The sequence below is a fragment of the Arthrobacter sp. Soil762 genome (assembly GCF_001428335.1).
GTDB lineage: Bacteria > Actinomycetota > Actinomycetes > Actinomycetales > Micrococcaceae > Arthrobacter.
In genome coordinates this window covers 81955-106818 of the sequence record NZ_LMSG01000020.1, presented here as the reverse complement: position 1 = coordinate 106818, position 24864 = coordinate 81955, and the positions used below count along the sequence as shown (strand labels likewise).

19 protein-coding genes are annotated in these 24864 nt (G+C 65.8%); 10 read left to right on the top strand and 9 right to left on the bottom strand.

The genetic code is table 11. From position 1 onward, the window contains the following. Positions 1–378: 378 nt before the first annotated feature. The 4 genes from ASG77_RS16650 to ASG77_RS16635 all read left to right on the top strand — a co-directional run bounded on the left by ASG77_RS16650 (position 379) and on the right by ASG77_RS16635 (position 5399). Positions 379–1485: an S-(hydroxymethyl)mycothiol dehydrogenase gene (locus ASG77_RS16650; protein WP_056347562.1), complete on the top strand. Its 1107-nt coding sequence runs from the start codon at positions 379–381 to the stop codon at positions 1483–1485. Then, positions 1482–2099 (top strand): MBL fold metallo-hydrolase, encoded by a 618-nt coding sequence (locus tag ASG77_RS16645; RefSeq protein WP_056347560.1) that lies wholly within the window; start codon positions 1482–1484, stop codon positions 2097–2099. Before ASG77_RS16650 ends, ASG77_RS16645 begins: the two co-directional genes overlap by 4 nt. Positions 2100–2145: 46 nt before the next feature. After that, positions 2146–4467 carry an FdhF/YdeP family oxidoreductase gene (locus ASG77_RS16640; protein ID WP_235564612.1) on the top strand — a complete coding sequence of 774 codons (2322 nt, stop codon included), beginning with the start codon at positions 2146–2148 and terminating at the stop codon, positions 4465–4467. Positions 4468–4559: 92 nt separating this feature from the next. After that, positions 4560–5399 (top strand): PhzF family phenazine biosynthesis protein, encoded by an 840-nt coding sequence (locus ASG77_RS16635; protein ID WP_056347558.1) that lies wholly within the window; start codon positions 4560–4562, stop codon positions 5397–5399. On the opposite strand, the gene ASG77_RS16630 is transcribed toward ASG77_RS16635, so the two are convergent. The 6 genes from ASG77_RS16630 to ASG77_RS16605 form a co-directional block, all read right to left on the bottom strand. Continuing rightward, a complete protein-coding gene (locus ASG77_RS16630) occupies positions 5396–7117 on the bottom strand; it encodes an alkaline phosphatase D family protein (protein ID WP_056347556.1) in 1722 nt (573 codons plus the stop codon). The two genes, ASG77_RS16635 and ASG77_RS16630, sit on opposite strands and share 4 nt — an antisense overlap. Next, positions 7071–8807 (bottom strand): HNH endonuclease signature motif containing protein, encoded by a 1737-nt coding sequence (locus ASG77_RS16625; RefSeq protein WP_082576114.1) that lies wholly within the window; start codon positions 8805–8807, stop codon positions 7071–7073. Before ASG77_RS16625 ends, ASG77_RS16630 begins: the two co-directional genes overlap by 47 nt. Positions 8808–8900: 93 nt before the next feature. Continuing rightward, positions 8901–11408 carry a GcvT family protein gene (locus ASG77_RS16620; RefSeq protein WP_056347552.1) on the bottom strand — a complete coding sequence of 836 codons (2508 nt, stop codon included), beginning with the start codon at positions 11406–11408 and terminating at the stop codon, positions 8901–8903. A 36-nt stretch (positions 11409–11444) separates the two neighbouring features. Beyond that, positions 11445–12437 carry a formyltetrahydrofolate deformylase gene (purU, locus tag ASG77_RS16615; RefSeq protein ID WP_082576113.1) on the bottom strand — a complete coding sequence of 331 codons (993 nt, stop codon included), beginning with the start codon at positions 12435–12437 and terminating at the stop codon, positions 11445–11447. Positions 12438–12446: 9 nt separating this feature from the next. Next, positions 12447–14351: a BCCT family transporter gene (locus ASG77_RS16610; protein ID WP_056347550.1), complete on the bottom strand. Its 1905-nt coding sequence runs from the start codon at positions 14349–14351 to the stop codon at positions 12447–12449. Between the two features lie 35 nt (positions 14352–14386). Beyond that, complete coding sequence (locus ASG77_RS16605) at positions 14387–14737, bottom strand: bifunctional 3-phenylpropionate/cinnamic acid dioxygenase ferredoxin subunit (RefSeq protein WP_056347548.1); 351 nt, start codon at positions 14735–14737, stop codon at positions 14387–14389. 249 nt (positions 14738–14986) lie between these two features. Between ASG77_RS16605 and ASG77_RS16600 the strand changes: the two genes are divergently transcribed. Both ASG77_RS16600 and ASG77_RS16595 read left to right on the top strand, forming a co-directional pair. After that, positions 14987–16210 (top strand): NAD(P)/FAD-dependent oxidoreductase, encoded by a 1224-nt coding sequence (locus tag ASG77_RS16600; RefSeq protein WP_056347546.1) that lies wholly within the window; start codon positions 14987–14989, stop codon positions 16208–16210. An 83-nt stretch (positions 16211–16293) separates the two neighbouring features. Beyond that, positions 16294–17523 carry an aromatic ring-hydroxylating oxygenase subunit alpha gene (locus ASG77_RS16595; RefSeq protein WP_056347544.1) on the top strand — a complete coding sequence of 410 codons (1230 nt, stop codon included), beginning with the start codon at positions 16294–16296 and terminating at the stop codon, positions 17521–17523. A gap of 74 nt (positions 17524–17597) precedes the next feature. Here the strand turns inward: ASG77_RS16595 and ASG77_RS16590 are convergent, their stop codons facing one another. Both ASG77_RS16590 and ASG77_RS16585 read right to left on the bottom strand, forming a co-directional pair. Continuing rightward, the gene (locus ASG77_RS16590) at positions 17598–18407 is read right to left on the bottom strand and encodes an IclR family transcriptional regulator (protein WP_056347543.1); all 810 of its coding nucleotides are present in this window, start codon (positions 18405–18407) and stop codon (positions 17598–17600) included. A 137-nt stretch (positions 18408–18544) separates the two neighbouring features. Beyond that, on the bottom strand, positions 18545–19822 hold the full coding sequence (locus ASG77_RS16585) for a helix-turn-helix transcriptional regulator (RefSeq protein WP_056347541.1): 1278 nt from the start codon (positions 19820–19822) through the stop codon (positions 18545–18547). A gap of 130 nt (positions 19823–19952) precedes the next feature. On the opposite strand from ASG77_RS16585, the gene hxlB reads away from it, so the two are divergent. Together hxlB and hxlA are read left to right on the top strand one after the other, a co-directional pair. After that, positions 19953–20555, top strand: coding sequence for a 6-phospho-3-hexuloisomerase (gene hxlB, locus ASG77_RS16580; RefSeq protein ID WP_056347539.1), 603 nt, complete (start codon positions 19953–19955; stop codon positions 20553–20555). A gap of 65 nt (positions 20556–20620) precedes the next feature. After that, on the top strand, positions 20621–21244 hold the full coding sequence (gene hxlA / locus ASG77_RS16575; protein WP_056347537.1) for a 3-hexulose-6-phosphate synthase: 624 nt from the start codon (positions 20621–20623) through the stop codon (positions 21242–21244). A gap of 165 nt (positions 21245–21409) precedes the next feature. Here hxlA and ASG77_RS16570 read toward each other — a convergent pair whose 3' ends face one another. Then, entirely contained in the window at positions 21410–22081 is a 672-nt protein-coding gene (locus tag ASG77_RS16570; RefSeq protein ID WP_056347536.1) for a GntR family transcriptional regulator, read from the bottom strand. A gap of 159 nt (positions 22082–22240) precedes the next feature. Between ASG77_RS16570 and glyA the strand changes: the two genes are divergently transcribed. Beyond that, positions 22241–23620: a serine hydroxymethyltransferase gene (gene glyA / locus ASG77_RS16565; protein ID WP_056347535.1), complete on the top strand. Its 1380-nt coding sequence runs from the start codon at positions 22241–22243 to the stop codon at positions 23618–23620. Then, a complete protein-coding gene (locus ASG77_RS16560) occupies positions 23617–24837 on the top strand; it encodes a sarcosine oxidase subunit beta family protein (protein ID WP_056347533.1) in 1221 nt (406 codons plus the stop codon). The genes glyA and ASG77_RS16560 overlap by 4 nt, the downstream gene beginning before the upstream one ends. Positions 24838–24864: the final 27 nt, after the last annotated feature.

Genomic DNA, 24864 nt, shown 5'->3' with positions numbered 1-24864 from the left:
TATTTTGCAACACGGAATCCGGCTCACCGCCGGGGCAGTATTGGCTTCCCGGCGACGCGCGGCAGGAAAGGACGATGCAAGCAGTTGCGTAGGATGAAATCATGTTGCGAACAATGGCATGCGCCCACGCCCTTACCCGGACAGCGGACGAACGCAGCACAAGAGCGTTCTATTGACACGCTCCGTGACGGCTGACATATTTTCGAGTACGCGCTATGTGCACCGAGTTGTGTAATACGCAATAACTCCAGTTCCGGCAACCAGCGGTTGAGGGCCCGGAGCAGCGGCGTGAGAACCTTTTGAACCCGACGGGTCGGCCGGATTGCCCGGAGCGCCGTCGCCCAGGAGTCCCTGGACTCAGGAAAGGAACACCAGCTAATGGTTCACAGAGTCAAGGCGGTCATCGCCAAGGAAAAGAATGCCCCGGTATCGGTGGAGACCATCCTGGTGCCGGACCCCGGTCCGGGGGAGGCGCTGGTGGACATCCTCACGTGCGGGGTCTGCCACACGGACCTGCATTACAAGCAGGGCGGCATCACCGACGATTTCCCCATCCTGCTGGGCCATGAGGCCACCGGTGTGGTCAGCGCCGTCGGTCCCGGCGTCACCGAGGTGGGGCCCGGTGACCGCGTAATCCTGAACTGGCGTGCTGTCTGCGGGGAATGCCGCGCGTGTGCCAAGGGCCAGCCGCAGTACTGCTTCAACACGCACAACGCCTCGCAGAAGATGACGCTAGAGGACGGCACGGAGCTCTCCCCCGCGCTGGGCATCGGTGCCTTCGCAGAAAAGACCCTGGTCGCCGCCGGGCAGTGCACCAAGATTGACGACGACGTCGATCCCGCCGCCGTCGGGCTGCTCGGCTGCGGCGTGATGGCCGGAATCGGCGCGGCCATCAACACCGGCGAGGTCAAGCGCGGCGAATCGGTGGCGGTGATCGGCTGCGGCGGGGTAGGCATCGCCGCGATCGCCGGCGCCAAGCTGGCCGGTGCCACCACCATCATCGCCGTGGACATCGACGCGAACAAGGTGGCCATGGCCAAATCCCTGGGCGCAACGCACGGCGTGGATTCCAGCAAGGAAGACCCCATCGAGGCCATCCGGGCCCTCACGAACGGCAACGGCGCTGACCTGGTGATTGACGCCGTCGGCCGTCCCGAAACGTACAAGCAGGCGTTCTACGCCCGCGACCTCGCCGGCCGCGTGGTGCTGGTGGGCGTCCCGACGCCGGACATGCTGCTTGAGCTGCCCCTGCTGGACGTCTTTGGCCGGGGCGGGTCGCTGAAGTCCTCCTGGTACGGGGACTGCCTGCCCTCCCGTGATTTCCCGATGCTGGTGGCGCACTACAAACAGGGCAACCTTGACCTGGACGCCTTCGTCACCGAGCGCATCACCATCGACCAGGTGGAGGAGGCCTTCGCCAAGATGCACGAGGGCAAAGTCCTGCGCTCGGTCGTCGAAGTACAGTCCCGGAAGGATCTCTCATGACAGTCACCATCGAAAACCTGGTCACCTCTGGCACTTTTGCGCTCGACGGCGGCACCTGGGACGTGGACAACAACGTCTGGATCGTGGGCAACGACGACGAATGCGTGATCATCGACTGCCCGCACGACGCCGCCGCGATCATCAACCAGGTCCGCGGCCGGAAGGTCCTGGCCATCCTGCTGACCCACGCGCACAACGACCACATCGGCGCCGCGCGTGCCGTAGCCGAGGCCGTGCAAGCGCCCATCCATCTGCACCCGGATGACCTGGTCCTGTGGGAGCAGGTCTACCCGGACCAGCAGCCAGAGAACAGCATCAGCGACGGCGAAGTGTTCGCGGTGGGCGGCGCCACCCTGCGGGCCATCCACACGCCCGGCCACTCCCCCGGCTCCACCTGTTTCCTGCTGGAGGGCGAAGGGACGGTCTTCACGGGAGATACGTTATTCAACGGCGGTCCGGGCGCCACGGGCAGGTCCTTCAGCGACTACCCCACGATCCTCGCCTCCATCCGCGAACGCCTCCTCACGCTCCCGCCCGGTATTGTGGTCCGCACCGGCCATGGCGACAACACCACCATCGGGGCCGAGCAGGAGACGCTGGCGCAGCTGGCCTAGTGAGACCAGCCCAGTAATGCCCATGTGATCCAGTGAAAGCAGTCCAATGAAGGTCGGTTCAGTGAAGTTCGGCAAGCAGCCCGCCCCCGTTGCGGACATCAACGAGGACAACCTCGAAGTCCACAAGCCCAAAACGGAAGCGGCCGGAGTCAAAGCCGTGCTGGTGGCCCTGGAACGTGCCGTGGCCCAGGCCGGGGTGACCCGGACGGCGCAGTCCCTGCTGCGGCTGAACCAGCAGGGCGGTTTCGACTGCCCCGGCTGCGCCTGGCCGGAATCGGCCACGAAGCGCAAAGCAGCCGAGTTCTGCGAGAACGGCGCCAAGGCCGTGGCCGAGGAGAACACCCTCCGGACCGTGGGGGCGGAGTTCTGGGCGAAGCATTCGATCGCCGAACTCTCAGGGAAAACGGAGTACTGGCTGGGCAACCAGGGCCGGCTCAGTGAACCGGTGGTGATCCGGGAAGGCGACACCCGCTATTCGCCGATTTCCTGGGCCGAAGCCTTCGAACTGATCGGTGAACACATCCGCGCCTCCACCCCGGACCGGTGCGTTTTCTACACTTCCGGCCGGACCGCGAACGAGACGGCGTTTATGTACCAACTGTTCGCGCGGGCCCTGGGCACGAACAACCTGCCGGACTGTTCGAACATGTGCCACGAATCTTCGGGCTCGGCGCTGAACCCGACCATCGGCATCGGCAAGGGCACCGTGTCCCTGGAAGACATCCACGACTCCGAACTCATCTTCGTCGTGGGGCAGAACCCCGGCACCAACCACCCCCGGATGCTCTCGGCGTTGAAGGAGTGTAAGGACAAGGGCGGCAAGGTGGTGGCCGTCAACCCGCTGCCGGAGGCCGGGCTGTTCAACTTCAAGGACCCTCAGACCGTCTCCGGAGTCGTCGGCGGCGGAACGCCGCTGGCCGATGAGTACCTTCAGATCAAGGTCGGCGGTGACCTGGCCCTGTTCCAGGCACTGGGCCACCTGCTCCTGGCGGAGGAGGAACGGAACCCGGGCACCGTCGTCGACCGTTCCTTTGTTGACGCGCAAACCAACGGGTTCGATGCCTACAGTGACGCCCGGAAGGAGCTGGACTGGGCCGAGACCGAGAAGGCGACGGGCCTGCCCCGGGTACAGATCGAGGCCGTGGCCGGGATGCTGGTCAGGTCCAAAGCCACTATTTTCTGCTGGGCCCTCGGGGTGACGCAGCAGCCGCACTCGGTGGACACCATCAAGGAAATGGTCAACGTCCTGCTCCTGCAGGGCAACTTCGGCAAGCCCGGCGCCGGGGCCTGCCCGGTCCGCGGCCACTCCAACGTCCAGGGCGACCGGACCATGGGCATCTGGGAAAAACCCAAGGATTGGCTCCTGGACGCCCTGGACACCGAGTTCGGGATCACGTCCCCGCGGCACCACGGCTACGACGCCGTCGAAACCATGGAGGCCTTCGAACGCGACGACGTGGACGTTTTTGTGTCCATGGGAGGCAACTTCTCACTCGCCTGCTCGGACACCGAAACCCTCGAAGCGGGCATGCAGCGGATCGGCCTGACGGTGCACATCTCCACCAAGCCGAACCGGTCCCACGTGGTGCACGGGCGCACGTCGCTGATCCTGCCAACACTGGGCCGGACGGACAAGGACGACAAACATCCCAAGGGCGCCCAGTTCCTCTCCGTGGAGGACTCCATGTCCGTGGTCCACTCCACCCAAGGCAGGCTGGCGCCGGTCTCCGAGCACCTGCTCGCCGAACCGGTCATCGTCGCGCGGATGGCGGAGTCCACCTTCGGGCCGGACCACCTTGTGGACTGGAAGGCCATGGCCGGGGACTACGACGTGGTCCGTGACCACATCTCCCGCGTCCTGCCCGGGTTCGAGGACTTCAACACCCGGATCCGGACCAAAAACGGCTTTGTGCTGCCCAACCCGCCACGGGACACCCGCTCCTTCAAGACGGACATCGGCCGCGGCCGCTTCACCGTCAGCCCACTCGAATACCTCACCCCGCCCGACGGCCACCTGGTCCTCCAGACCATCCGCAGCCACGACCAATACAACACCACCTTCTACGGCCTCGACGACCGCTACCGCGGCATCTCAGGCGGCCGCCGCGTGATCCTGGTCCACCCCGAAGACCTCGCACAACTCGGCTTCAAGGACCGCGACCTCGTAGACGTGGTCAGCACCTTCCGCGGCCACGACCGGCAGGCCGACAAATTCCGGCTCGTCGCCTACCCCACAGCCAAGGGCTGCGCCGCCGCGTACTTCCCCGAAGCCAACGCCCTGGTCCACAAGGAAAACGTCGCCCGCGAATCCAACACCCCCGGCTTCAAAGCAATGTTCGTCCGGTTCGAGCCACACGCCGGCGGCTGAGCCCGGGCCTGCCTGCCCAGGCCTGGGCCAGCAGGCCACTTCTTCAAACTGGCTCTAACTTTGCAGTCCAGTTTGCCGCTACGGTGAAAGGCATGCACATACCCCTGATCCAGATCGACGCCTTCGCCACCAAGCCCTTCGAGGGGAATCCAGCAGCCGTAATGCCTTTGGAGGGCTGGCTGGTTGACAGTGTCCTCCAACAGTTGGCCGAGGAGAACAACCTCTCCGAGACGGCCTTCATCGTGGCGGACATCCCGGACAACGCCACGCCGTTCGACTTCGCGCAGCCCGCCTATCACCTTCGCTGGTTCACACCGGCCATTGAGGTGGACCTCTGCGGGCACGCTACCCTGGCCACAGCCTCCTACCTCTTCACAGACGTCCATCCTGACGCCAAACGGCTTCAGTTCTGGAGCCGCAGCGGCTGGCTGTTTGTGGAGCGCGACGGCGACGGCTTCATCCTGGACTTCCCGTCCGAGACGCCTGAACCGGTGGCCATCGACCCCTCCGTCACCGAAGCCCTCGGAGTTCCAGCGCTCGAAGCCTTCCTGGCAACTGACCTCATCCACGTCGTCAAGGATGCCGAGACCGTTCGCACCCTGACCCCCGATTTTGGGGCGCTTGCGAAGCTGTCGGTGCGTGGCGTCGTCGTCACCGCGGCGGGTGACGGAACCGGCTACGACTTCGTCTCACGGTTCTTTGGTGCCCGGGCGGGCATCGACGAGGACCCGGTGACCGGTTCGGCGCACTCCCAGCTGGCACCGCTGTGGGCCGGCAGGTTGGGCAGCACCGTGCTGGCCGCCCGCCAGCTCTCGGCACGCGGCGGGACCGTGCTCTGCCGTGTGGAGGGGGAACGCACCCTGCTCTCCGGCACGTGCGTGCCGTACCTCGAAGGGACTGTGCACCTGGCCGATGAGGTTCCTGCTGGCTAGGTTCGTTCCGCGCGCCGGCGGGTGAGCCTGTCCAGACCCCGCCCGGCTGGTGGCTTCCCGCCTTCCTCCCGGGAGGCCACAGTAACGGATGCCACCCGTTCGAGCCGCGGGTGCAGTTCGTCGCCGTCGTCCACCACACCGGTCTGCCACCACAGCTTCAGCCCCTCCGGGACCACCTCCAGGCTGGCCAGGTTGTTGTTGAACCAGGGCCCCTCAAGGCGTGCCCAGCGGAACGGCGGGTCCGGTACCCGTGCCGAGCGGGCAACCAGGGCACCCACCGGTGTAGCCAGGCCATAAGCCATGACGGCGCCGAAGTACCTCATCAGCCGGGGAAGCGGGTTTCGGATCGGGGAACAGACGGCCTGGATGATCCGGCTGCCCGATGACCGCACTACCTCCGCCACGTAGGAGAAGTGCACGTCCCCGGAAAGGAAGGTGACAGTGTCCGGGGACGGGCCGCGTTTGCCATCGGCCACCTCGGCCGCCATCAAGGCCACCTGCCGGAAGCTTTTTTGGAAGGCGGCCCAGTGTTCCAGGTCAACCGCCTGGCGCAGCTTCTCGCCTGCCCGGGCGGGGCGTTTCCCCCATGCACCTTCTGAAACGGCCTCATTCCACGACTCGACGTGGTGCAGGCCCATCGGCAGCAGGAAAGGCAGCGACGTTGCCACCAGCAGGTGGCGGAATCCGCCGCGCATCCGGCCGTCGAGCCAGGCCATCTCCGCATCATCAAGAAGGGCACGGCTTTCCGGCGCCAGGCTCCTGGCGGCGCGGGAGTCCACCACGATCAGCCTGGTATCCCCGAAATCCCGGCAGAAGCTCCATCTGTAGGATTCCGGGTCCCGGTCTGCGCGTTCCGCGAAGCTGTCCAGTTCAGCGCTGATGTCGGGTTCAGCCTCGCCCTGATGGCCGGCTATCCGCTGCCAGATGGCATCGTTTTGCCGCTCCTGCGGCGACAGGTTTCCCAGGTGCTGGTGGACCCAGTAGGAGGCCAGCCCTGAGACAATCCGCCCGTGCCACCATGAGGTGGTTTCGATCTCCCTTTTCCAGCTCAGCGAGGCGTTCCAGTCGTCGCGGATGTCGTGGTCGTCGAAGATCATGGCGCTGGGCAACGTGGACAGCAACCACCTGTTCGCGGGGTCGGACCAGGCAAGGTTGTAGAGGTGGGCATATTCCTCGTAGTCCTTGAGCTCCTCGCCGGGCGGCTCGTTGATGTCGCGGCGGGCGCGAATGAACTGCTGCATCTGCTCGCTGGTCAGGTCGGCGTACACCTGGTCTCCGAGGAAGGCCACCAGGTCCGGCCATGGCCGGTTGTCGCCCGAGGCCATCGCCAGTGCATAGGCGCGGAGCGAGTCGACGCCGTGCGTCCGGTTGCCCGTCGCGTCGTGCGGGACACTCGTGCGGCAGGAGCCGTAGGCCAGGCGCAACGGCTTGCCGGGTTTCAGCGTCGCGATCACCGGCGGCGGAAACTCTGATGCCGGATCGGGCCAGACGTGTTCGCCGTCGATTTCCAGGGTGTAGGGCAGCACTGATCCAGGCTCAATTCCGTCCGCCTCCACGAGCGCGTAATGGTGGCCGTGCACGGCGAAAGTACGCGCCACCCAGCTCTGCTGTCCGGCCCGGACTGTGACGCGGGAATCGCTCCGGGTCTCCACCCAGATGCTCGCCGAGGTCTCATCCACATACCGCATCATGGGACCAAGCACCAGGGAAGTCGTCATCACTTAGTTGTACCCGTTCCGGCCCGCGGCAACCATGGGTACGGCCAAAGAGCCGAGGAAAAGCCAACGGCCCGCCTCCACGTTCGTTCAAGTGCTCAGCCGAGTCGAGACCGGGAACACGCTGCTTTCGGGCACTTGTCAGACGGCGGTGTGGAGGAAACGCTCCAAGCCTTTCTCTCCCAGGGAGAGTGCATTTGTGGACAAAGTCGGGATGACCGCGGCCTTCAGGCGGCGCCGGGCACCGGCGCCCGTCTGATGTCAGCACGGATTTCAGCTCCGGTTTGGGTTCCGGCTTGGGTTCCGGTTTTTGTTCACCGGGCCAGTGAGGTGGTTCCCAGTCCTGGTGTTCGCTTTTGTAGTGCCGGCCGGAGGGTGAAGTCCAGCCGGGTGGCTCGTTCTTGGTGGCCGGCGTGGGTCTCCAGGCGCTGGTGTGTCTGAGCCGGTGGTGTCGGGGACATGGCTGGCCCAAATTCGATACGCCGGTGGTTCCGCCCCGATGCCAGGCGAGGACGTGATCCGCTTCGTTGTCCAGGGACTGGTTTGAACATCCCGGGAAAGGGCATCGACCGTCCCGCATCCGGAGCCAACGCCGCATCGCTTTGCTGGGCCGGTAACTCTTGCGGCCGATCTCCAGCGAGGCCCCGTCCCGCGGGTCAACCAGGACCCGGTAGAACGAGTCTGCTCCGTTGGCGACGAGGTCCCTTGCCATCGACGGTGGGATCGGGCCGTACCCGTTGAGCATGGCCGGTTCATCGGTGGCGCCGAGCAGGGAGAACACGGGCACCGTCACCAGGACCTCGGCCCGGGGCGTGGGGACTTTGCCGGGGTTCCCCGCGTCCCCACCGTGGCCGAGACTGCGGCCGTTTCCGCCGCCGAGGAGTGCGGTGGCGAAGGTGTCGGCGCGGAGCTGGGTGAGGTTGCGGTTCTCGTCGGGGCCCTGCAGACCACGAGCGAGGGCGGTGGTGCGGTTCCAGATCGCTGCCGCCTGGTCTGCGGGAAGGTAGGCCGAGAGCCAGGCCATGCCGTCCTTGTCCGGCATGTATTCGACCCGCCGGCCCAGGACGCCTTTGGCGTGGCGCTTCTCGATGCTCTCCGTGTGGTGGCGTTCGCGCCAGATGCGGGCATTGTGGCGGAACCGGGAGGCGGGCATTTCCCCGGCCGGGCAGCCGCGGGCGGGGTTCGGCGCGTCCGGGTTCGGTGCGTTCGGGTCCAGGAAATGCGCTTCCAGTGCCGCGGCGCCGGCCGGATCGAGGCCGGCGGTTTCGTCCACCATGGCTCGGGCGTGCTGCCAGGAAATGGTGCCGCCCTGCAGGGCGGACAGGGTCAGCGGCAAGCGGGTGGTGAGTTCGTGGGACTCGGACAGCAACGCACTCGCCGCGCGCGGCCCGATGGTCAGGACGCACGCGATCTCCGCAGCTACTGCGATCTCCTGCGCCTGCTCCCACGCGGTGGGAGGTGCCATCGACTGCATTATCTCCGTGTACTTCGCCGCACCTTGGGCCTTCACCGCGGCAAACCGCGGCTCCGACCCGGCGGTCCCGGCAAGGATGTCCAGGCAAATATCCGCCACGCCCCGCAGCGGGTCGGCATCAACTGCGCCCCCCGAGCCGTTCCCGTTAATCTCGGCAGTAAGCACAGCGACGGCGGCATTGATATCCGCAAATGCCTTCGCCACCGCTTCTCTACCCATATACCCATCATCGCGGGAGGGTCTGACATTCAAGCGACACGGTTGAGCCTGCCGGGTTTCGACAAGCTCAACCACCGAGGCCCAGGCGGCAACTCAGCCGCGCAGGCGCTCCATGCCGGGATCGAAGAGCGGCTCGGCCGTGACGGTCGCGGCGATGCGCTTCCCGAAGTACTCGATTTCCACGGAATCACCGACAGAGACCGACGCCGGAAGCCAGGCATACGCGATCGGCTTGCGGACCGAGTAGCCGTAGGCGGCGCTGGTGACGTAACCAACGGCTTCCCCGGCCACGTACACCGGTTCCTTGCCCAGCACGACGGAGGTGCCGTCGTCGACAGTCAGGGACCGCAGCGCCCGGGTGGACGGCTGCTCCTTGCGGGCGGCCAGCGCCTCCCGGCCCACAAAGCCCTCCTTGTCCTTGGCGATCGAGAAGCCCAGGCCGGACTCATAGGGGTGGTGCTGGGACGTCATATCCGTGCCCCAGAGCCGGTAGCCCTTCTCGAGCCGCATGCTGTTGAAGGCACCACGCCCGGCCGCGATGATGCCGTGCTCCTGCCCGGCCTCAAACAGCAGGTCCCAGAGCTTCAGCCCGTACTCGGCAGTGGTGTACAGCTCCCAGCCGAGCTCGCCCACGTAGGAGAGCCGCATGGCCGTGACGGGGATGCCGCCCACCGAGATTTCCTTGGTCCGGAAGTACTTCAGCCCGTCGTTGGTGAGGTCGTCCCCGCTGACCTTGCCGATCACCTCGCGTGCCAGCGGCCCCCACAGCCCGATGCAGCAGGTGCTGCCCGTGATGTCGGAGACGTGCACCCACTGGGCGGGATTCGCGGCCGACTGCTTCCTGGCCTCGACGCGCAGGTAGTCGAAGTCCACGTTGCTGTTCACGCCCAGCTGGAACTGCTCCTCCGCGAGCCGGGCCACCGTCACGTCGCTGCGGATGCCGCCGTCGTCCGCCAGCAGCAGGCAGTAGGTGACGGCACCGGGCTTCTTGGCGATATTGCCGGTGCTCAGGCGGTGCAGCAGTGCCTGAGCACCCGGCCCGTTGACCTCCAGCCGCTTCAGCGGCGTCATGTCATAAAGCCCGACGGCGGTGCGGGTCTTCCACGCTTCGGCGGCGGAGATCGGAGAATGGAACATTGCCGCCCACTCGTCCCGCTCCGGCGCCTGCCATTCGGCCGGCAGTTCGTTGAGGAGGCCGCGGTTGGCCTCGAACCAGTGCGGCCGCTCCCAGCCGGCAGACTCCAGGAAGAACGCCCCGAGCTCCTTCTGCCGGGCGTTGAACGGGCTGACCCGCAGGTCCCGCGGGGATTCCTTGGGCTGCAGCGGGTGCAGGATGTCGTAGATTTCCACAAAGTTCTGCTGCGACGTTTCGCTGACGTACTGGTCGGACGTCTGGACCTTCTCGAAGCGGTTGAGCTCACAGCCGTGCAGGTCGGTCCGTGACTGGCCCTCGATCAGCAGCTCGGCCATCGCTCTGGCCACGCCGGCCGAATGGGTGACCCAGACAGCCTCGGCAACAAAGAAGCCCCCGACGTCGGGCGACTCCCCCATCAGCGGACCGCCGTCGGGAGTGAAGGAGAAGATGCCGTTGAAGCCGTCATTGATCTGGGTTGCGTGCAGGGCCGGCAGCAGGTCCTGACAGTCCTCCCAGGCCGGGGCGAAATCTTCCAGCGTGAAGGCCAGGCGGGAAGGCATGTGGTGATCGGACATCTCCTCCGCGCCGACGCGGGGCAGCTGTTCCATGTCCACGGGCATCGGCTTGTGTGCGTAGCTGCCGATGCCGATCCGGTTACCGTGCTCGCGGAAGTACAGGTCGCGGTCCTGGTAGCGCAGGATGGGCTTGCTGGCCCCGTTGGGAAGATCGTTGACTCCGCGCAGCCCGTTCAGCGGGGTGGTCTTGACGTACTGGTGCGCCAGCGGCAGCAGCGGGACCTTCAGGCCCACCAGCTTGCCGAGTTCGCGGCCCCAGAAGCCGGCGCAGGACACCACGATGTCGGCCGGGATCACGCCGTCGGCCGTTTCGACGCCGGTGACCTTGCCGCCCGCCTGTTCGATCCCGGTCACGGCGGTGGAGCCGAGGAAGGTCACGCCGGCCTGGCGTGCCCGGCTGATCAGCAGCTGGACCGCGCGGGCCGCGCGGGCCAGGCCGTCGGTGGGGACGTAAAGGCCGCCGAGGATGCGGCGGCCATCGGCAAGCGCCCCGGTGTTCAGCAGCGGGTAATACTTCTCGCACTCGTCGGGGTCGATGATCCGGCCTTCGATGCCCCAGGACGTGGCGTAGCCGAGCTTGCGTTTGAGGTCCTGCAGCCGCGCCTCGGTGGTGGCCAGCTCAAGGCCGCCCACCTGGTTGAAGCAGGACTCTCCGTCGTTCTTGAGGGAGAGCAGCTTGTCCACCGTGTAGCTGGCGAATTCGGTCATCGTTTTGGACGGGTTGGTCTGGAAGACGAGGCCGGGGGCGTGCGAAGTGGAACCGCCGGCCAGCTCCAGCGGCCCCTGTTCAACCACCGTGATGTTGGTCCAGCCGCGGGTGGCGAGTTCGTCCGCGAGGTTGGTGCCGACGATGCCGGCGCCGATGATGACAACGCGTGGTGATGCGCTCATAAGTGGTTCTCCTGGTTGGCTTGGAGGGTGTTCGCGTTAGCGGAATACGACGGTGCGCGTGTTGTTGAGCAGGACTCGGTGCTGGCAATGCCACTTCACGGCGCGGGACAGGGCCTGGGATTCCGCGTCCCGGCCTACGGTCACCAGGGCTTCGGCATCCAGGCTGTGGTCCACACGGAAGACCTCCTGCTCGATGATGGGGCCCTCATCAAGGTCCGGCGTCACGTAGTGCGCCGTTGCCCCGACGAGCTTCACGCCGCGGTCATAGGCCTGGTGGTAGGGCTTGGCGCCCTTGAAGCCGGGCAGGAACGAATGGTGGATGTTGATGGCCCGGCCGCGCAGACTGGTGCACAGGTCGTTGGACAGCACCTGCATGTAGCGGGCCAGGACCACCAGGTCCGCGTTGTACTCGGCCACGAGTTCCAGCAGCCGGGCCTCCGCTTCGGGTTTAGTGCCAGCCGTCACCGGCACGTGGATAAAGGGCAGGCCGGCGGCTTCGGCCATGGCGCGCAGGTCCTCGTGGTTGGAAACCACGACGGCGATCTCCGCACCCAGGCTGCCCGCCTGCCAGCGGAAGATCAGGTCGTTCAGGCAGTGCCCGAACTTCGAGACCATCACCAGCAGCCGCTGCGGCCTGCCGTCGTGGATGCTGAAATCCATCCCGAATTCGTGGGCCGTCGGCGCGAACTCTGCGGTGAGGCTCTCCACATCCCGGTGGTTGAGCTTGCCGAAACCGAGCCCGCCCAAACACGGATCCGGGCGGACCTGGTCACCGTCGCCGCCAGTGAAGGCCGTGCGCAGGTAAAGGTTGCCGCTGACGTGGTCGTCGAACTGCTGGTGCTCTACGATGTCGAACCCGCGGTCGGCCAGGAAGGCCGTCACGGCCCGGACGATGCCGGGCTGTTCGGGGCAGGACAGCGTGAGGACAAATTCGGCGCGGCGGGTTTTGGCGGCCGCGGTCGCAGCACCCGCAGCGGCCGTGACGGCCGTGACGCTGCGCGGAGGGCGGCTTTCAATGATGGTGGTCACGAAGTTCTCCTAAAGTGCCTGTGTGGGCTTGGTGGCGTCGCCAGGACATGGGCTGTCGGCTGAACAGCGACCGCCGCACTCATGCCTGGTCACCAGGTCGAACTGGACTCCCCCATGCTGGTCCACGCCCTCGCGGATGGCACGTTCTACCACTGAGTCCGCCAGCCGGCGCCTGAGGGACATTGGGTCCCGGCGCAGGTCCTTGACGAGGGCGAAGCACAGCAGCAGCATGACCAGAACGAACGGCAGCGCCGCCACAATGGTGATGCGTTGTAGACCGGACAGGGCTTCCGAGGGCTCGTCACCGCCGGCCAGCAGCATGACCGCCGCCACGGCACCGGTGAGGAGGCCCCAGAAAATCACGAGGCCTCGTTTCGGATCGGAGGACCCATTGGAGCTCAGTGACCCCATGATGATCGACGCCGAGTCGGCTCCGGTGATGAAGAAGATGGCCACCAGGACCATGGCCAGGATGATGACCGCCGTGGTCAGCCAGGCAGGCATGGACATGTTCTTTACCAGGTCGAAGAGGGCGCCGTCGAAGGATATGGAAGGCGTTCCGTCAGCCATGGACACCAGGCCGGGCGTGCCCGCCTTGTCCGCTTCCTGCTGGACGTGGAAGGCGGTTCCGCCAAAGATTCCGAACCAGATGACGCTGACGATGCTGGGGACCAGCAGGACGCCGGTAACGAACTGGCGGATCGTTCGGCCCCGGCTGATCCGGGCGATGAACATGCCAACAAAAGGCGTCCAGGATACCCACCAGGCCCAGTAGAAGATGGTCCAGCCGGACATCCACTTGCGCAACGCCTCGTCACCGACGGCCTCCGTGCGGGAGGACATTTCGGCCAGGTCCCTGGCGTAGTCTCCTACTGCGGCGGGGATGAGGTTGAGGATGAACAGGGTTGGCCCGGCGATGAAGACGATGAGCGCCAGGATCACGGCCAGGACCATGTTGATGTTGGACAGCCACTGGATGCCGCGGCTGATGCCGGAGACAGCCGAGGCAACGAAACAGGCCGTCAGGATGGCGACGATAGCCACCAGGACGGGGGTGCCGATTTCGCCGATCCAGCCGTTCGATGTCAGGCCGCTGCCGATCTGCAGTGCACCTAGGCCGAGCGAAGCGGCGGTGCCGAAGAGCGTGGCGAAGATGGCGAGGATGTTGATGAACTTCCCCACCGGCCCTTCCACAGTCCTGATGCCGAACAGCGAGGTAAACGCTGCGGAGATCAGCTGCCTGCGTCCCAGGCGGTAGGTGCCGTAGGCCATGGCGATGCCCACGACGGCGTACATGGCCCAGGGGTGGAGGGTCCAGTGAAAGATGGAGGTGGCCATGGCCGTCTGGATGGCTGCGGGAGTACTCCCGTCCACGGTTCCGGGGGGCGGAGAGATGTAGTGGTAGAGCGGTTCGGCCACACCGTAGAACATGAGGCCGATGCCCATGCCCGCGGCAAACATCATGGAGACCCAGGAGACCGTCCTGAACTCGGGCTTTTCCCCGTCCTTGCCCAGTGGGATGTTGCCCCATTTACCAAGGGCCAGCCAGAGGACGAAGACAACAAACAATGATGCCAGGACCATAAAGAGCCAGCCGGTGTACTCCATGACCCAGTTGAGGGCGAGGGTTGATGTGGAGGCCAGGCTGTCCCGGCCGAGGAAGCCCCAGGCCACAAACGCCAGGGCGAGGGCTCCGGTGATGCCGAAGGTGGTTTTGTCGAGGGTGAGCTTGCGGTTGCGGCGGTTTGTCACCGCCTGTTCGGACCGGGCCTGGCGGAGTTCCTGCATGATCTGCTCGGTGTCCTCGGCCTCGGCGAGCTGATCCTGGACATTTATCGGAAGGGAGTCTGTGTCAACGCTGATTTCGTTGGCCGTGCGGGTGTCGTCCGCGCGGGTGTCGCTGTTCAAAGCCATGAGCAAGTCCTTTTGTTCGGATGCATGGGCTGGTGCTATACGTGGCCGTCCACTGTCAGGCCGGGGGGAAGGTTGGGGACCTCCGTGGATTCGGTGATCATGATGTCGCCATTGATCACTGTTACTTCGTGGGAGCGCACCGGCAGCTTGGCCGGCGGCGCGTCGACGCTTCCCGTGCGCAGGTTGAACCTGGAGGCGTGCAGCGGGCATTCCACCCAGCAGTCCTCCACCCAGCCGTCCGCCAGCGAGGCGTCCTGGTGGGTGCATGTGTCGTCGATGGCAAAGAGCTCGCCTTCCTCGGTGTGGAAGACGGCGATGGGCGGCGACGTATCGAGCCGCAGCGCTTCCCCGGGAGCCAGTTCACTGAGCGGGCATGCCTTGTGCATGGTTGGACCTCTTGTTTTCTTCGGGGACCCTTATGTCTGCCGCGATGGCCGCAACGTTCCGTAGTGAACAACAGCAATCGCCATATGCAACACAGTGCGCCAGCTCACAGTGCTTGTCAAGGGTTTTCCCTTCTGTTGCGGCCTCCCGACTTCCTGGCTTTCCACCCTTGACAGTGACCGTGGCATAGATCACGCTGTTGCATATAGCGATTGTTGTTGCGCAAGAAGCAATTGAAAGAGGCCGTATTGATGCAGACGCTTGCGATTATCGGAGCCTCCCTGGCGGGACTGTCCGCCGCCCGGGCGGTCCGCGCCCAAGGCTTTACCGGACGGCTGGTCATCATCGGCGATGAACCCCACCGGCCGTACGACCGCCCGCCCCTATCCAAGGACTTCCTGCTCGGCGCGATCTCGGCAGAGGACCTCTTCCTGGAGACCGACGCCGACGAGCTGGCAGCCGAGTGGGTGCTGGGTGCCGAGGCCGTTTCCCTGGATGCGTCGTCCCGGACCATCCTCCTTAAGGACGGCCGCACCATACAGGCGGACGGCATCGTGATCGCGACGGGCGCCAGGGCGCGGCGACTGCCCACGCTGGCCGGTCTCAGCAATGTCTTTACGCTCCGCACGCTCGCGGACGCACAGAGCCTTGCCCCCGAGCTGGTGCCCGGAAGCAGGATGGCCGTGATCGGTGCCGGCTTCATCGGCGCCGAAGTTGCCGCAGCCGCCGCGTCGCGGGGCATGGAAGTGACCATGATCGATACCAAGCCCGTCCCGTTCGCCGCGCAGCTCGGAACCGAGATGGGCGGCGTGGTTGCCGGCCTGCACGCCGTCAACGGAGTGGAGCTCATTTCCTCTGCCGTGATCGAGGACTTCTACAGCGGCGAAGGCAACGTCACCGGAATCCGACTGGCCGGAGGACGCTACGTGGCCGCCGACGTCGTCGTGGTTGGCATTGGAGCCGAGCCCAACACCGGGTGGCTGGAGGGCTCCGGCCTGGAGCTGCGCGGCGGCGTGCTGTGCGACTCCATGGGACGGACCGGCATGCCGGGAATCGTGGCCGTGGGCGACTGCGCCGCCTGGTTCGACCAGGCGTCGGGCACGCACCGCCGGATGGAGCACTGGACCGGCGCCCTGGAGCGGGCCGCCGTCGCCGTCGAGGCACTCCTGGATGCCGACGCTGCGCCCCGCCCGGCCAAGCCGCACTATTTCTGGTCCGACCAGTACGGCGTGAAGCTGCAGTTCGCCGGCCATTCCGCCGGCTACGACCGGGTGGAGATCGAAGTGGGCGACGTCAACGCGCACTGCTGCCTGGCCGTCTACTACCGCGATGATGTGGCAGTGGCGGTCCTCGGCATGAACCAGCCCCGGCTGTTTACCAAGTGGCGCCGGAGCCTCGCGGCGCCGGCACCCGATGTGGCAGCACCTGTCCGGCTGGACGTTCCCGGACTCGTGGGGGCCGCCGTCGTGTCCTGAAAGCCCTGTTCCGACGCTCCAAACCTGAAACCCCGCGTTATGGCCTGTGTTGTTAGTTGATCTTTGTTCGTTAGGAGGACAAATTGTCTGTTGAGGTAACTGCCCCGAGTCTGATCCCCACCCTTCCCGGCCACACGTATGTGGATGAGGGCGTGTTCCGCGCAGAGCAGGAGCGGATCTTCGAGCAGATGTGGTTCTGTGCCATCCGCTCGGCCGACCTGGACAAGCCGGGCGCCTGGCGGACAGTCCAGATCGGGCGGGAAAGCGTGCTGATCAGCCGCACCCGCAAGGGCGGGATCCGCGCCTTCTACAACGTCTGCCGGCACCGCGGCGTCAAGCTGTGCATGGAAGAGCAGGGTGAAGCTGCACGCTCATTCCAGTGCCCATACCACGCCTGGACCTACGACTTCGAGGGCAAGCTCATCGCGGCGCCCAACCTCACCAAGATGCCGGATATCGACCGCGACGAATACGGCCTGGTGAAAGTCCACATCCGCGAATACCTGGGCTACGTCTGGGTGTGCCTGGCGGACGAGCCGCCGTCGTTCGAAGAGGACGTGATGGGTGCCATCGAGGAACGGCTCGGGGACCTGAAGGCGATCGAAGGCTACGACGTGGCCAACCTCAGCCTCGGCCGCCGCATCCGCTACGACGTGAAGGCGAACTGGAAGCTCATCATCGAGAACTTCATGGAGTGCTACCACTGTGCCACCATCCACCCGGAACTGACGGAGGTCCTGCCGGAGTTCGCGGACGGCCTGGCCGCGCAGTACTTCGTGGGGCACGGCGCGGAGTTCGGTGAGGACGTCAAAGGCTTCACCATAGATGGCTCCGAGGGGCTCGACCTGATTCCGGGCATTGAGGAGGGCCAGGACCGCCGCTACTATGCCATCACCATCAAGCCCACGGTGTTTGTGAACCTGGTCCCGGACCACGTGATCATCCACCGCATGTTCCCCATGGCCGCGGACCACACCATCGTGGAATGCGATTGGCTGTACCTGCCCAGTGTTGTGGAGAGCGGCAAGGATGTCAGCGCTTCGGTGGAGCTGTTCCACCGCGTGAACATGCAGGACTTCGACGCCTGCGAACGCTGCCAGCCCGGAATGGCGTCGAAGACCTACGCCAAGGGCGGTGTGCTGGTCCCAAGCGAGCACCACATCAGCGCCTTCCACGACTGGGTACAGGAAAAAGTGGGTGACATCGCCCAGTCAGGGGAGGTGCGGCTGGGCCTCACCGACAGCACCCCGCCGCTGGAGGAGCGCGCTGAAACCCTCGTCCGGCACGAGTTCCCGGCCAGCCTCGTCTCCTGAGTTTTCGCCACAGTAGCCGGTGGTTGAGATTGTCGGAACCTGGATCTCGACAAGCTCGATCACCGGTTTGGCGTTTAACGCCCGGTGTAGCCCATCTTTGCGCTGATCTGCAGGCCGGCCTGCTTCAGCGCTTCGAGGAGTCCCGGCGCCGATTCCGGATCAAAGCGGAAGGCCGGCCCGGAGATACTGACTGCACCGATGACCGCTCCCATATGGTTGAAGACGGGAACGGCGGCCGCAGTGAGCCCGATTTCGAATTCCTCCCGCACCACCCCGTAACCATCACGGGCGACGTCGATCAACTGGGTTTCGAGCTCTTTCCTGTTGGTGATGGTCCGCGGAGTCCGGGGCGGCAGCCCGGTCTCTTTCAGGACGCGGTCCCGCTCGTCCGCGGGCAGCGCCGCCAGCAGTACCTTCCCGCTCGACGTCGCGTGCAGGGGTGTCAGGCTGCCCACCCAGTCATACGTGGCCAGCGTGGACGGGCCCATGGCCTGGTCCACGTTGACGGCGTAGTTGGAACGCAGGACCGCGAGGTTCACCGTCTCCTTGAATTCCTCCGCGAGGCTTTCCAGCACCGGCCGGGCTTCACGGACCAGGCTGAGCCGCCCGGGGATGGAGCTTGCCAGCCGGAGGATGCCGAAGCCCAGCTGGTACTTTCCCCGCTCGCTGTTCTGGTGGACCATTTCCCGGCTCACCAGCGAACCCAGCAGCCGGGAGACAGTGGATTTGTGGATGCCCATCTCTTCGGCGATGTCGCTCACGCCGGCATGGCCGTCGCGCGCCAGGATCTCCAGGACCGCCAGGGCCCGGTCCACGGACTGGACGCCGCCGTGCTGGCCTGAGTCCGCATCGACGTCGGATTCGCGGTCATTGTTCGAAGCCATGATCCATACTCTCAAGTAGTGTGCGGCTTGCCTGCCCGCCACGAAGGCCGCTTAGAGCGTCCTATCAGTTAGTTCCCCACTTCCGATCCTATGCCGCCAGACACGTGGGAGCCGGTATTGCGTTACGCGGCCGGTAGTCAGCGCAGGCCGCTGCTGTGGGCCATCGCGATGGCTTCGGTACGCGACGAGGCGCCCACCTTCCGGTAGATGTTGCGGAGGTGAAACTTCACCGTGTTTTCGCTGATGTGCAGTTTCGCGGCGATGGCCCGGTTCCGCTGGCCGGCGGCCAGCAGCTGGAGGACCTCCAGTTCGCGGTCCCCGAGTTTCCAGTCGGAGACGTCGGCCAGTTGCCTCGCCGGCGGGTCGAGCGGGAGGGCGACGGCGACGTCGGCACCCCAGCCGGGCATCACGTCCACCGACATGCTGCCGTCCAGGGCTTCGACGCGCTGGGCGAGGCGGGCCATGGACGGCGCCGCCGCGGACAGTTCGCCGGGCCCGTCGTCGCGGACGTTGACCAGGAGGTTCCCGCCGTCGCAATCCCACTGCGCGCGGATCCGGCGGACACCGCTTTGGTCCATCATGGCCAGGACCAGCCCGCGGACGATCGCCCGGGCAGCATGAGCCACTTCGCCGGGCACGGCTCGGCCGTTGACGGGAGGCTCGATGAACTGGACGTCGATGCCGCTGAAGTTCACCAGTGGCTTGAGGTCCTCGCGGAGACGCTGGAACGCGGTGGCGACGGGTTCCTCCACGAGTTCCGTGGTGCGGTCGCTGAGCGTGCGTAGCCCTACGAGTGCCCGGGCGGCGACGTCGGTGGCGGACTTCCGCGCCAAGTCGTCACTCAGTGCCGGCGATCTCAGCGCGGCAAGCACGGTTTCCAAGGTGGTGGAGTGGCGGTCCACCAGTTCGGCGGTCACCCTTAAGCGTTCGGCCGAGGCCGCGCGGGATTCGATGAGGTACGACGGCGGCGCATCAGCCACCTTCTCGCGGATCCGTTCGGCCGCCAGCGTCCAGAGATAGCGGAGCATGCGTTCGGCCTCTTCGTGGCCGGCGGGGTCCGGCAGGGGCTCTGGATTGGCGAGGACCAGCAGTGCGTTGCTGGGTGAGGACAGTGCCAGGACCGGGCGTGGTTCGCCGCCGAGGGTTGCTTCTCCGCGCCAGGTGTCGCCGTCGCCGCTGCCATCCGCCAGCGACGCCCGGAGGTGGTCCAGCTCGGCGATGGACACCCGGCTGATGATGGCCTCGTCGCCGGCTTTCTTCTGGGGCCGCCCCGTGCAGTCCTCGGTGAAGATGACCAGGGCGCTGCTGCCGAGATAGGGCAGGATGGCCTCCCGCAGCCGCTGTGCGATGGTGGCCAGCGGGGCGGTGGACAGGGCGGCGATGGCTTCGAGCAGGGCTGCATTGGACGTTTCCACCTGCCCAGTTTACGGGTGCGGCGTCCGCTTCCTACCCGTTTGGGTAGTCAGGACCGTCCGATGATGGCGTTGGCCCCACTCAACGGACGGGACAGGATGAAGGAGTCACAAACGAAGGAGGCTGGCGCCAATGAGTGTCACCGCAGAAACCAGTCCAGCCGGCCTGGCCGGAACGTCCAAGGCCCTTGACCGGAACCGGGCTCTGGTCCTGGGCGAGATCAGGGCTGCGTCAGAGCGCGTTGACCCGGTGCAGGTCGCAGCCCTCGTCACCGAGCTCAGGCTGGCCGACCGGATCTTCGTGACCGGCGCCGGACGCAGCGGCCTTGTCCTGAAAATGGCGGCCATGCGGCTCATGCATCTCGGCCTGACGGTGCACGTGGTCGGTGAGACCACGGCTCCGGCCATCCGCGCCGGCGACCTGCTGCTGGCAGCCTCCGGCTCCGGGACCACCGCCGGCGTCGTCACGGCGGCGGAAACCGCGGCCGCCCAAGGTGCCCGGGTGGCTGCCTACACCACCAGCTCCGGTTCCCCGCTCGCGGCCGTTGCTATCGCCGTCGTACTTATCCCCGCCGCCCAAAAGACTGACCACGGCTCGGCGGCGTCCCGGCAGTATTCGGGCAGCCTCTTTGAGCAGGTGCTGTTCACCACTACCGAGGCGGTGTTCCAGAGCCTTTGGGACGATGATGCTGCGTCACCGGAAGACCTCTGGCAGCGCCACGCGAACCTCGAATAACCAAGCCGCGCCGTTCCAACCCTGTTTCAGCAAGAACGCTCCCCCAACCCGAAAGAAGAACCCACATGAAACTGCAAGTAGCCATGGACGTCCTGACCATCGAAGCCGCCCTCGACCTCGCCGGCAAGGTCGCCGAATACGTTGACATCATCGAGCTCGGAACGCCGCTGGTGAAGAACGCCGGGCTGTCCGCCGTTACCGCCGTCAAGACCGCCCACGCGGACAAGATCGTCTTCGCCGACCTGAAGACCATGGACGCAGGCGAGCTCGAAGCCGACATCGCGTTCAGCGCAGGTGCAGACCTGGTGTCCGTGCTCGGCGGCGCCGACGATTCCACCATCGCCGGCGCGGTCAAGGCAGCGAAGGCCCACAACAAGGGCATCGTTGTGGACCTGATCGGCGTGGCGGACAAGGTGACCCGCGCCAGGGAAGCCCGCGCCCTCGGAGCCAAGTTCATCGAGTTCCACGCCGGACTGGACGAGCAGGCCAAGCCGGGCTACAACCTGGACGTGCTCCTCAGCGCCGGGGAAGAGGCCCGCGTGCCGTTCTCCGTGGCCGGCGGAGTGAACATCTCCACCATCGAAGCCGTGCAGCGCGCCGGGGCCGACGTCGCCGTCGTCGGCGGGTCCATCTACAGCGCCGACGACCCCGCCCTGGCAGCGAAGGAGCTGCGCGCCGCGATCATCTAGCCTTCCAGGACGCTCTCTCACTTCCTGCAGGAATTTAGGGAACGCTCTCTCACCCGGGTGAGAGAGCATTTCCGTTTTGGTTGCAGGAGGTGAGAGAGCGTTTCCGTTTTTATTGCGGAAAGTCCCTACGTGCCAACCTTGAGTGAGAGAGGGTTCCGGGGCGGCTTAGAGCACCTTGCGGATGGTTTCCTCAAAGCTGGTGACGTGATGCAGGGCCAGTTCGCCTGCCTTGTCGGCGTCCCCCGCGGCCACCGCCTTGAGCAGCTCCACATGCTCGGTGATGTGGCCGCTCACGGAGGGCACCTTGTCCAGGACCAGGCACCAGATGCGCGTGGCCAGGTTGTCGTAGCGGATGAGCGTGTCTTCCAGGTGCGGGTTGGCGGCCGCCTTGTAGATCAGCCGGTGCACGGTCAGGTCGTAGCGCATCAGGTCGCGGGACTCCCCCGGGCTGGGATCCAGTTCCGCGATGACATCGGCCACCTGCAGCAGTTCACGGCGCATGGACTCGCTTGCCCTCCTGGCGGCCCGGCGCGCAGCCAGCGGCTCCAGCAGCTCCCGGATCTCCGAGACGTCGGCGAGCTCCGTGAAGTCCACATTGGTGGCAAAGGTCCCCCGACGAGGATAGGAAACCACCAGATGGTCCACCTCAAGCCGCTTGATCGCCTCGCGCACGGGCGTGCGGCCGAATCCGAGCTCTGCCGCCAGCTGCCCGTCGTTAATGGGCTCACCCGGCCGGATCTCCAGCATGATCAGCTTGTCGCGCAGCTGCCTATACGCGGCCTCGGCCTGCGACGGCGCTTCGCCCTCCGCGGGGGGCAGGGCAAGAAGTGCATTCAAGGCGCCACTCCGTTCTTCACTGTTCAGGCTCCGACTTACAAGCGGAAGCTCCATGCCATTTTGATTCCAGCTATTGACTCTGCTGTGATCCCAATCATACCATTGACCTCACACTGATATATCAGTCATAACAACAGTGGTATTTCAAAAGGAGCATCCGTGGTTGAGCAGTTGAACGAGCGACTTTCCGCAGTCGATCCCGAGGTCCAGCAGGCCATTAACAATGAGCTGGTCCGCCAGCAGTCGACGCTGGAAATGATCGCGTCGGAGAATTTCGCCCCGTCCGCGGTTATGGAGGCGCAGGGCTCGGTCCTGACGAACAAGTACGCCGAGGGCTACCCGGGCAAGCGCTACTACGGCGGCTGCGAGCACGTGGACGTCATCGAGCAGCTCGCCATCGACCGCGTCAAGGCCCTGTTCGGCGCCGAATTCGCCAACGTCCAGCCGCACTCCGGCGCCCAGGCCAATGCCGCCGCCATGTTCGCCCTGCTGAACCCGGGCGACACCATCATGGGCCTGAGCCTGGCCCACGGCGGCCACCTCACCCACGGCATGAAGATCAATTTCTCCGGCAAGCTCTACAACGTGGTCCCCTACCACGTGCGTGAATCGGACCTCCGGATCGATATGGCCGAGGTCGAGGCGCTGGCCCTGGAACACCGCCCGAAGCTGATCGTCGCCGGCTGGTCCGCCTACTCCCGCCAGCTCGACTTCGCCGAGTTCCGCCGGATCGCCGACCTCGTGGACGCCTACCTCATGGTGGACATGGCGCACTTCGCCGGCCTCGTCGCCGCAGGGCTGCATCCCAACCCGGTCCCCTACGCCGACGTTGTCACCACCACCACGCACAAGACCCTCGGCGGCCCTCGCGGCGGAGTCATCCTCGCCAAGGAAAAGTACGCCCGCAAGATCAACAGCGCCGTGTTCCCCGGCCAACAGGGCGGCCCGCTGGAGCACGTCATCGCCGCCAAGGCCGTGGCCTTCAAGCTCGCCGGCACCCCCGAATTCAAGGAACGCCAGGAACGCGTCCTGCAGGGGTCCAAGCTGCTTGCCGAACGCCTCCTACGTGAGGACGTTGCGGCCGCGGGAATCTCCGTGGTCAACGGCGGTACGGACGTGCACCTGGTCCTGGTGGACCTTCGCCACTCTGAACTGGACGGCCAGCAGGCGGAAGACGCCCTGCACCGGATCGGCATCACGGTCAACCGCAACGCCGTGCCGTTCGATCCGCGCCCGCCGATGGTGTCTTCCGGCCTCCGGATCGGCACGCCGGCCCTTGCCACGCGGGGCTTCGGCGCCACCGAATTCACCGAAGTCGCGGACATCATCGCGACCGCGCTCATCGCCGCCGTTACTGGCACAGGCAACAACGACGCCGGGGACGGCACCTCCGGCGGTGCACGCCTCAGCGACGACGCCGCCGTCGTACTCCGTGCCCGGGTCACGGCTCTGGCCGACCAGTTCCCGCTTTATGCGCATCTCAATAACGGCACCGACATTGCCGCTTTCGAATCTGACATGATTGGAGCAGCCCAGTGAGCAACCAACAGCTCCCGGAACACCCGGATTTCCTCTGGCGGAACCCGGAGCCCAAGTCCTCCTACGATGCCGTGATTGTGGGCGGCGGCGGGCATGGCCTGGCCACGGCCTACTTCCTGGCCAAGAACCACGGGATGACCAACATCGCCGTCCTGGAAAAGGGCTGGCTGGCCGGGGGCAACATGGCCCGGAACACCACCATCATCCGTTCCAACTACCTCTGGGACGAGAGCGCGGCCATCTACGAGCACGCCCTCAAGCTCTGGGAAATCCTGCCGGAGGAGCTCGAATACGACTTCCTGTTCAGCCAGCGCGGCGTGATGAACCTTGCCCACACCCTGGGTGACGTCCGCGAAAGCATCCGGCGTGTCGGCGCCAACAAGCTCAACGGCGTGGACGCCGAGTGGCTGGATCCGAAGCAGGTCAAGGAACTCTGCCCCATCCTGAACATTAACGACAACATCCGCTACCCCGTCATGGGCGCCACCTACCAGCCTCGTGCCGGCATCGCCAAGCATGACCACGTGGCCTGGGCCTTCGCCCGCAAATGCGACGAGCTGGGCGTGGACATCATCCAGAACTGCGAAGTCACCGGCTTCGTCAAGGACGGCAACCGCGTGGTGGGCGTCAAGACCAACCAGGGCACCATCAACACCGAAAAGGTGGGCCTCTGCGCCGCCGGGCACAGCTCGGTCCTGGCGGAAATGGCTGGCTTCCGGCTCCCCATCCAGTCACACCCGCTCCAGGCGCTGGTCTCCGAACTGCACGAACCGGTCCACCCCACCGTAGTGATGTCCAACCACGTGCACGTCTACGTCTCCCAGGCCCACAAGGGCGAACTGGTCATGGGCGCCGGCGTGGACTCCTACAACGGCTACGGCCAGCGCGGCTCCTTCCATGTGATCGAGCACCAGATGGCTGCCGCCGTCGAACTCTTCCCCATCTTTGCCCGGGCGCACGTGCTCCGGACGTGGGGCGGCATCGTGGACACCACCCTGGACGCCTCCCCCATCGTTGGCACTACCCCGGTGGAGAACATGTTCGTGAACTGCGGCTGGGGCACCGGCGGCTTCAAGGGCACCCCGGCCGCGGGCCTCACGTTCGCGCACACCATCGCCACCGGGACCCCGCACAAGCTGAACAAGCCGTTTGCGCTGGAGCGCTTCGAAACCGGCGCCCTGATCGACGAGCACGGCGCAGCCGCCGTCGCCCACTAGCCGCCGCCAGCGACCTTTAGAAAGAAG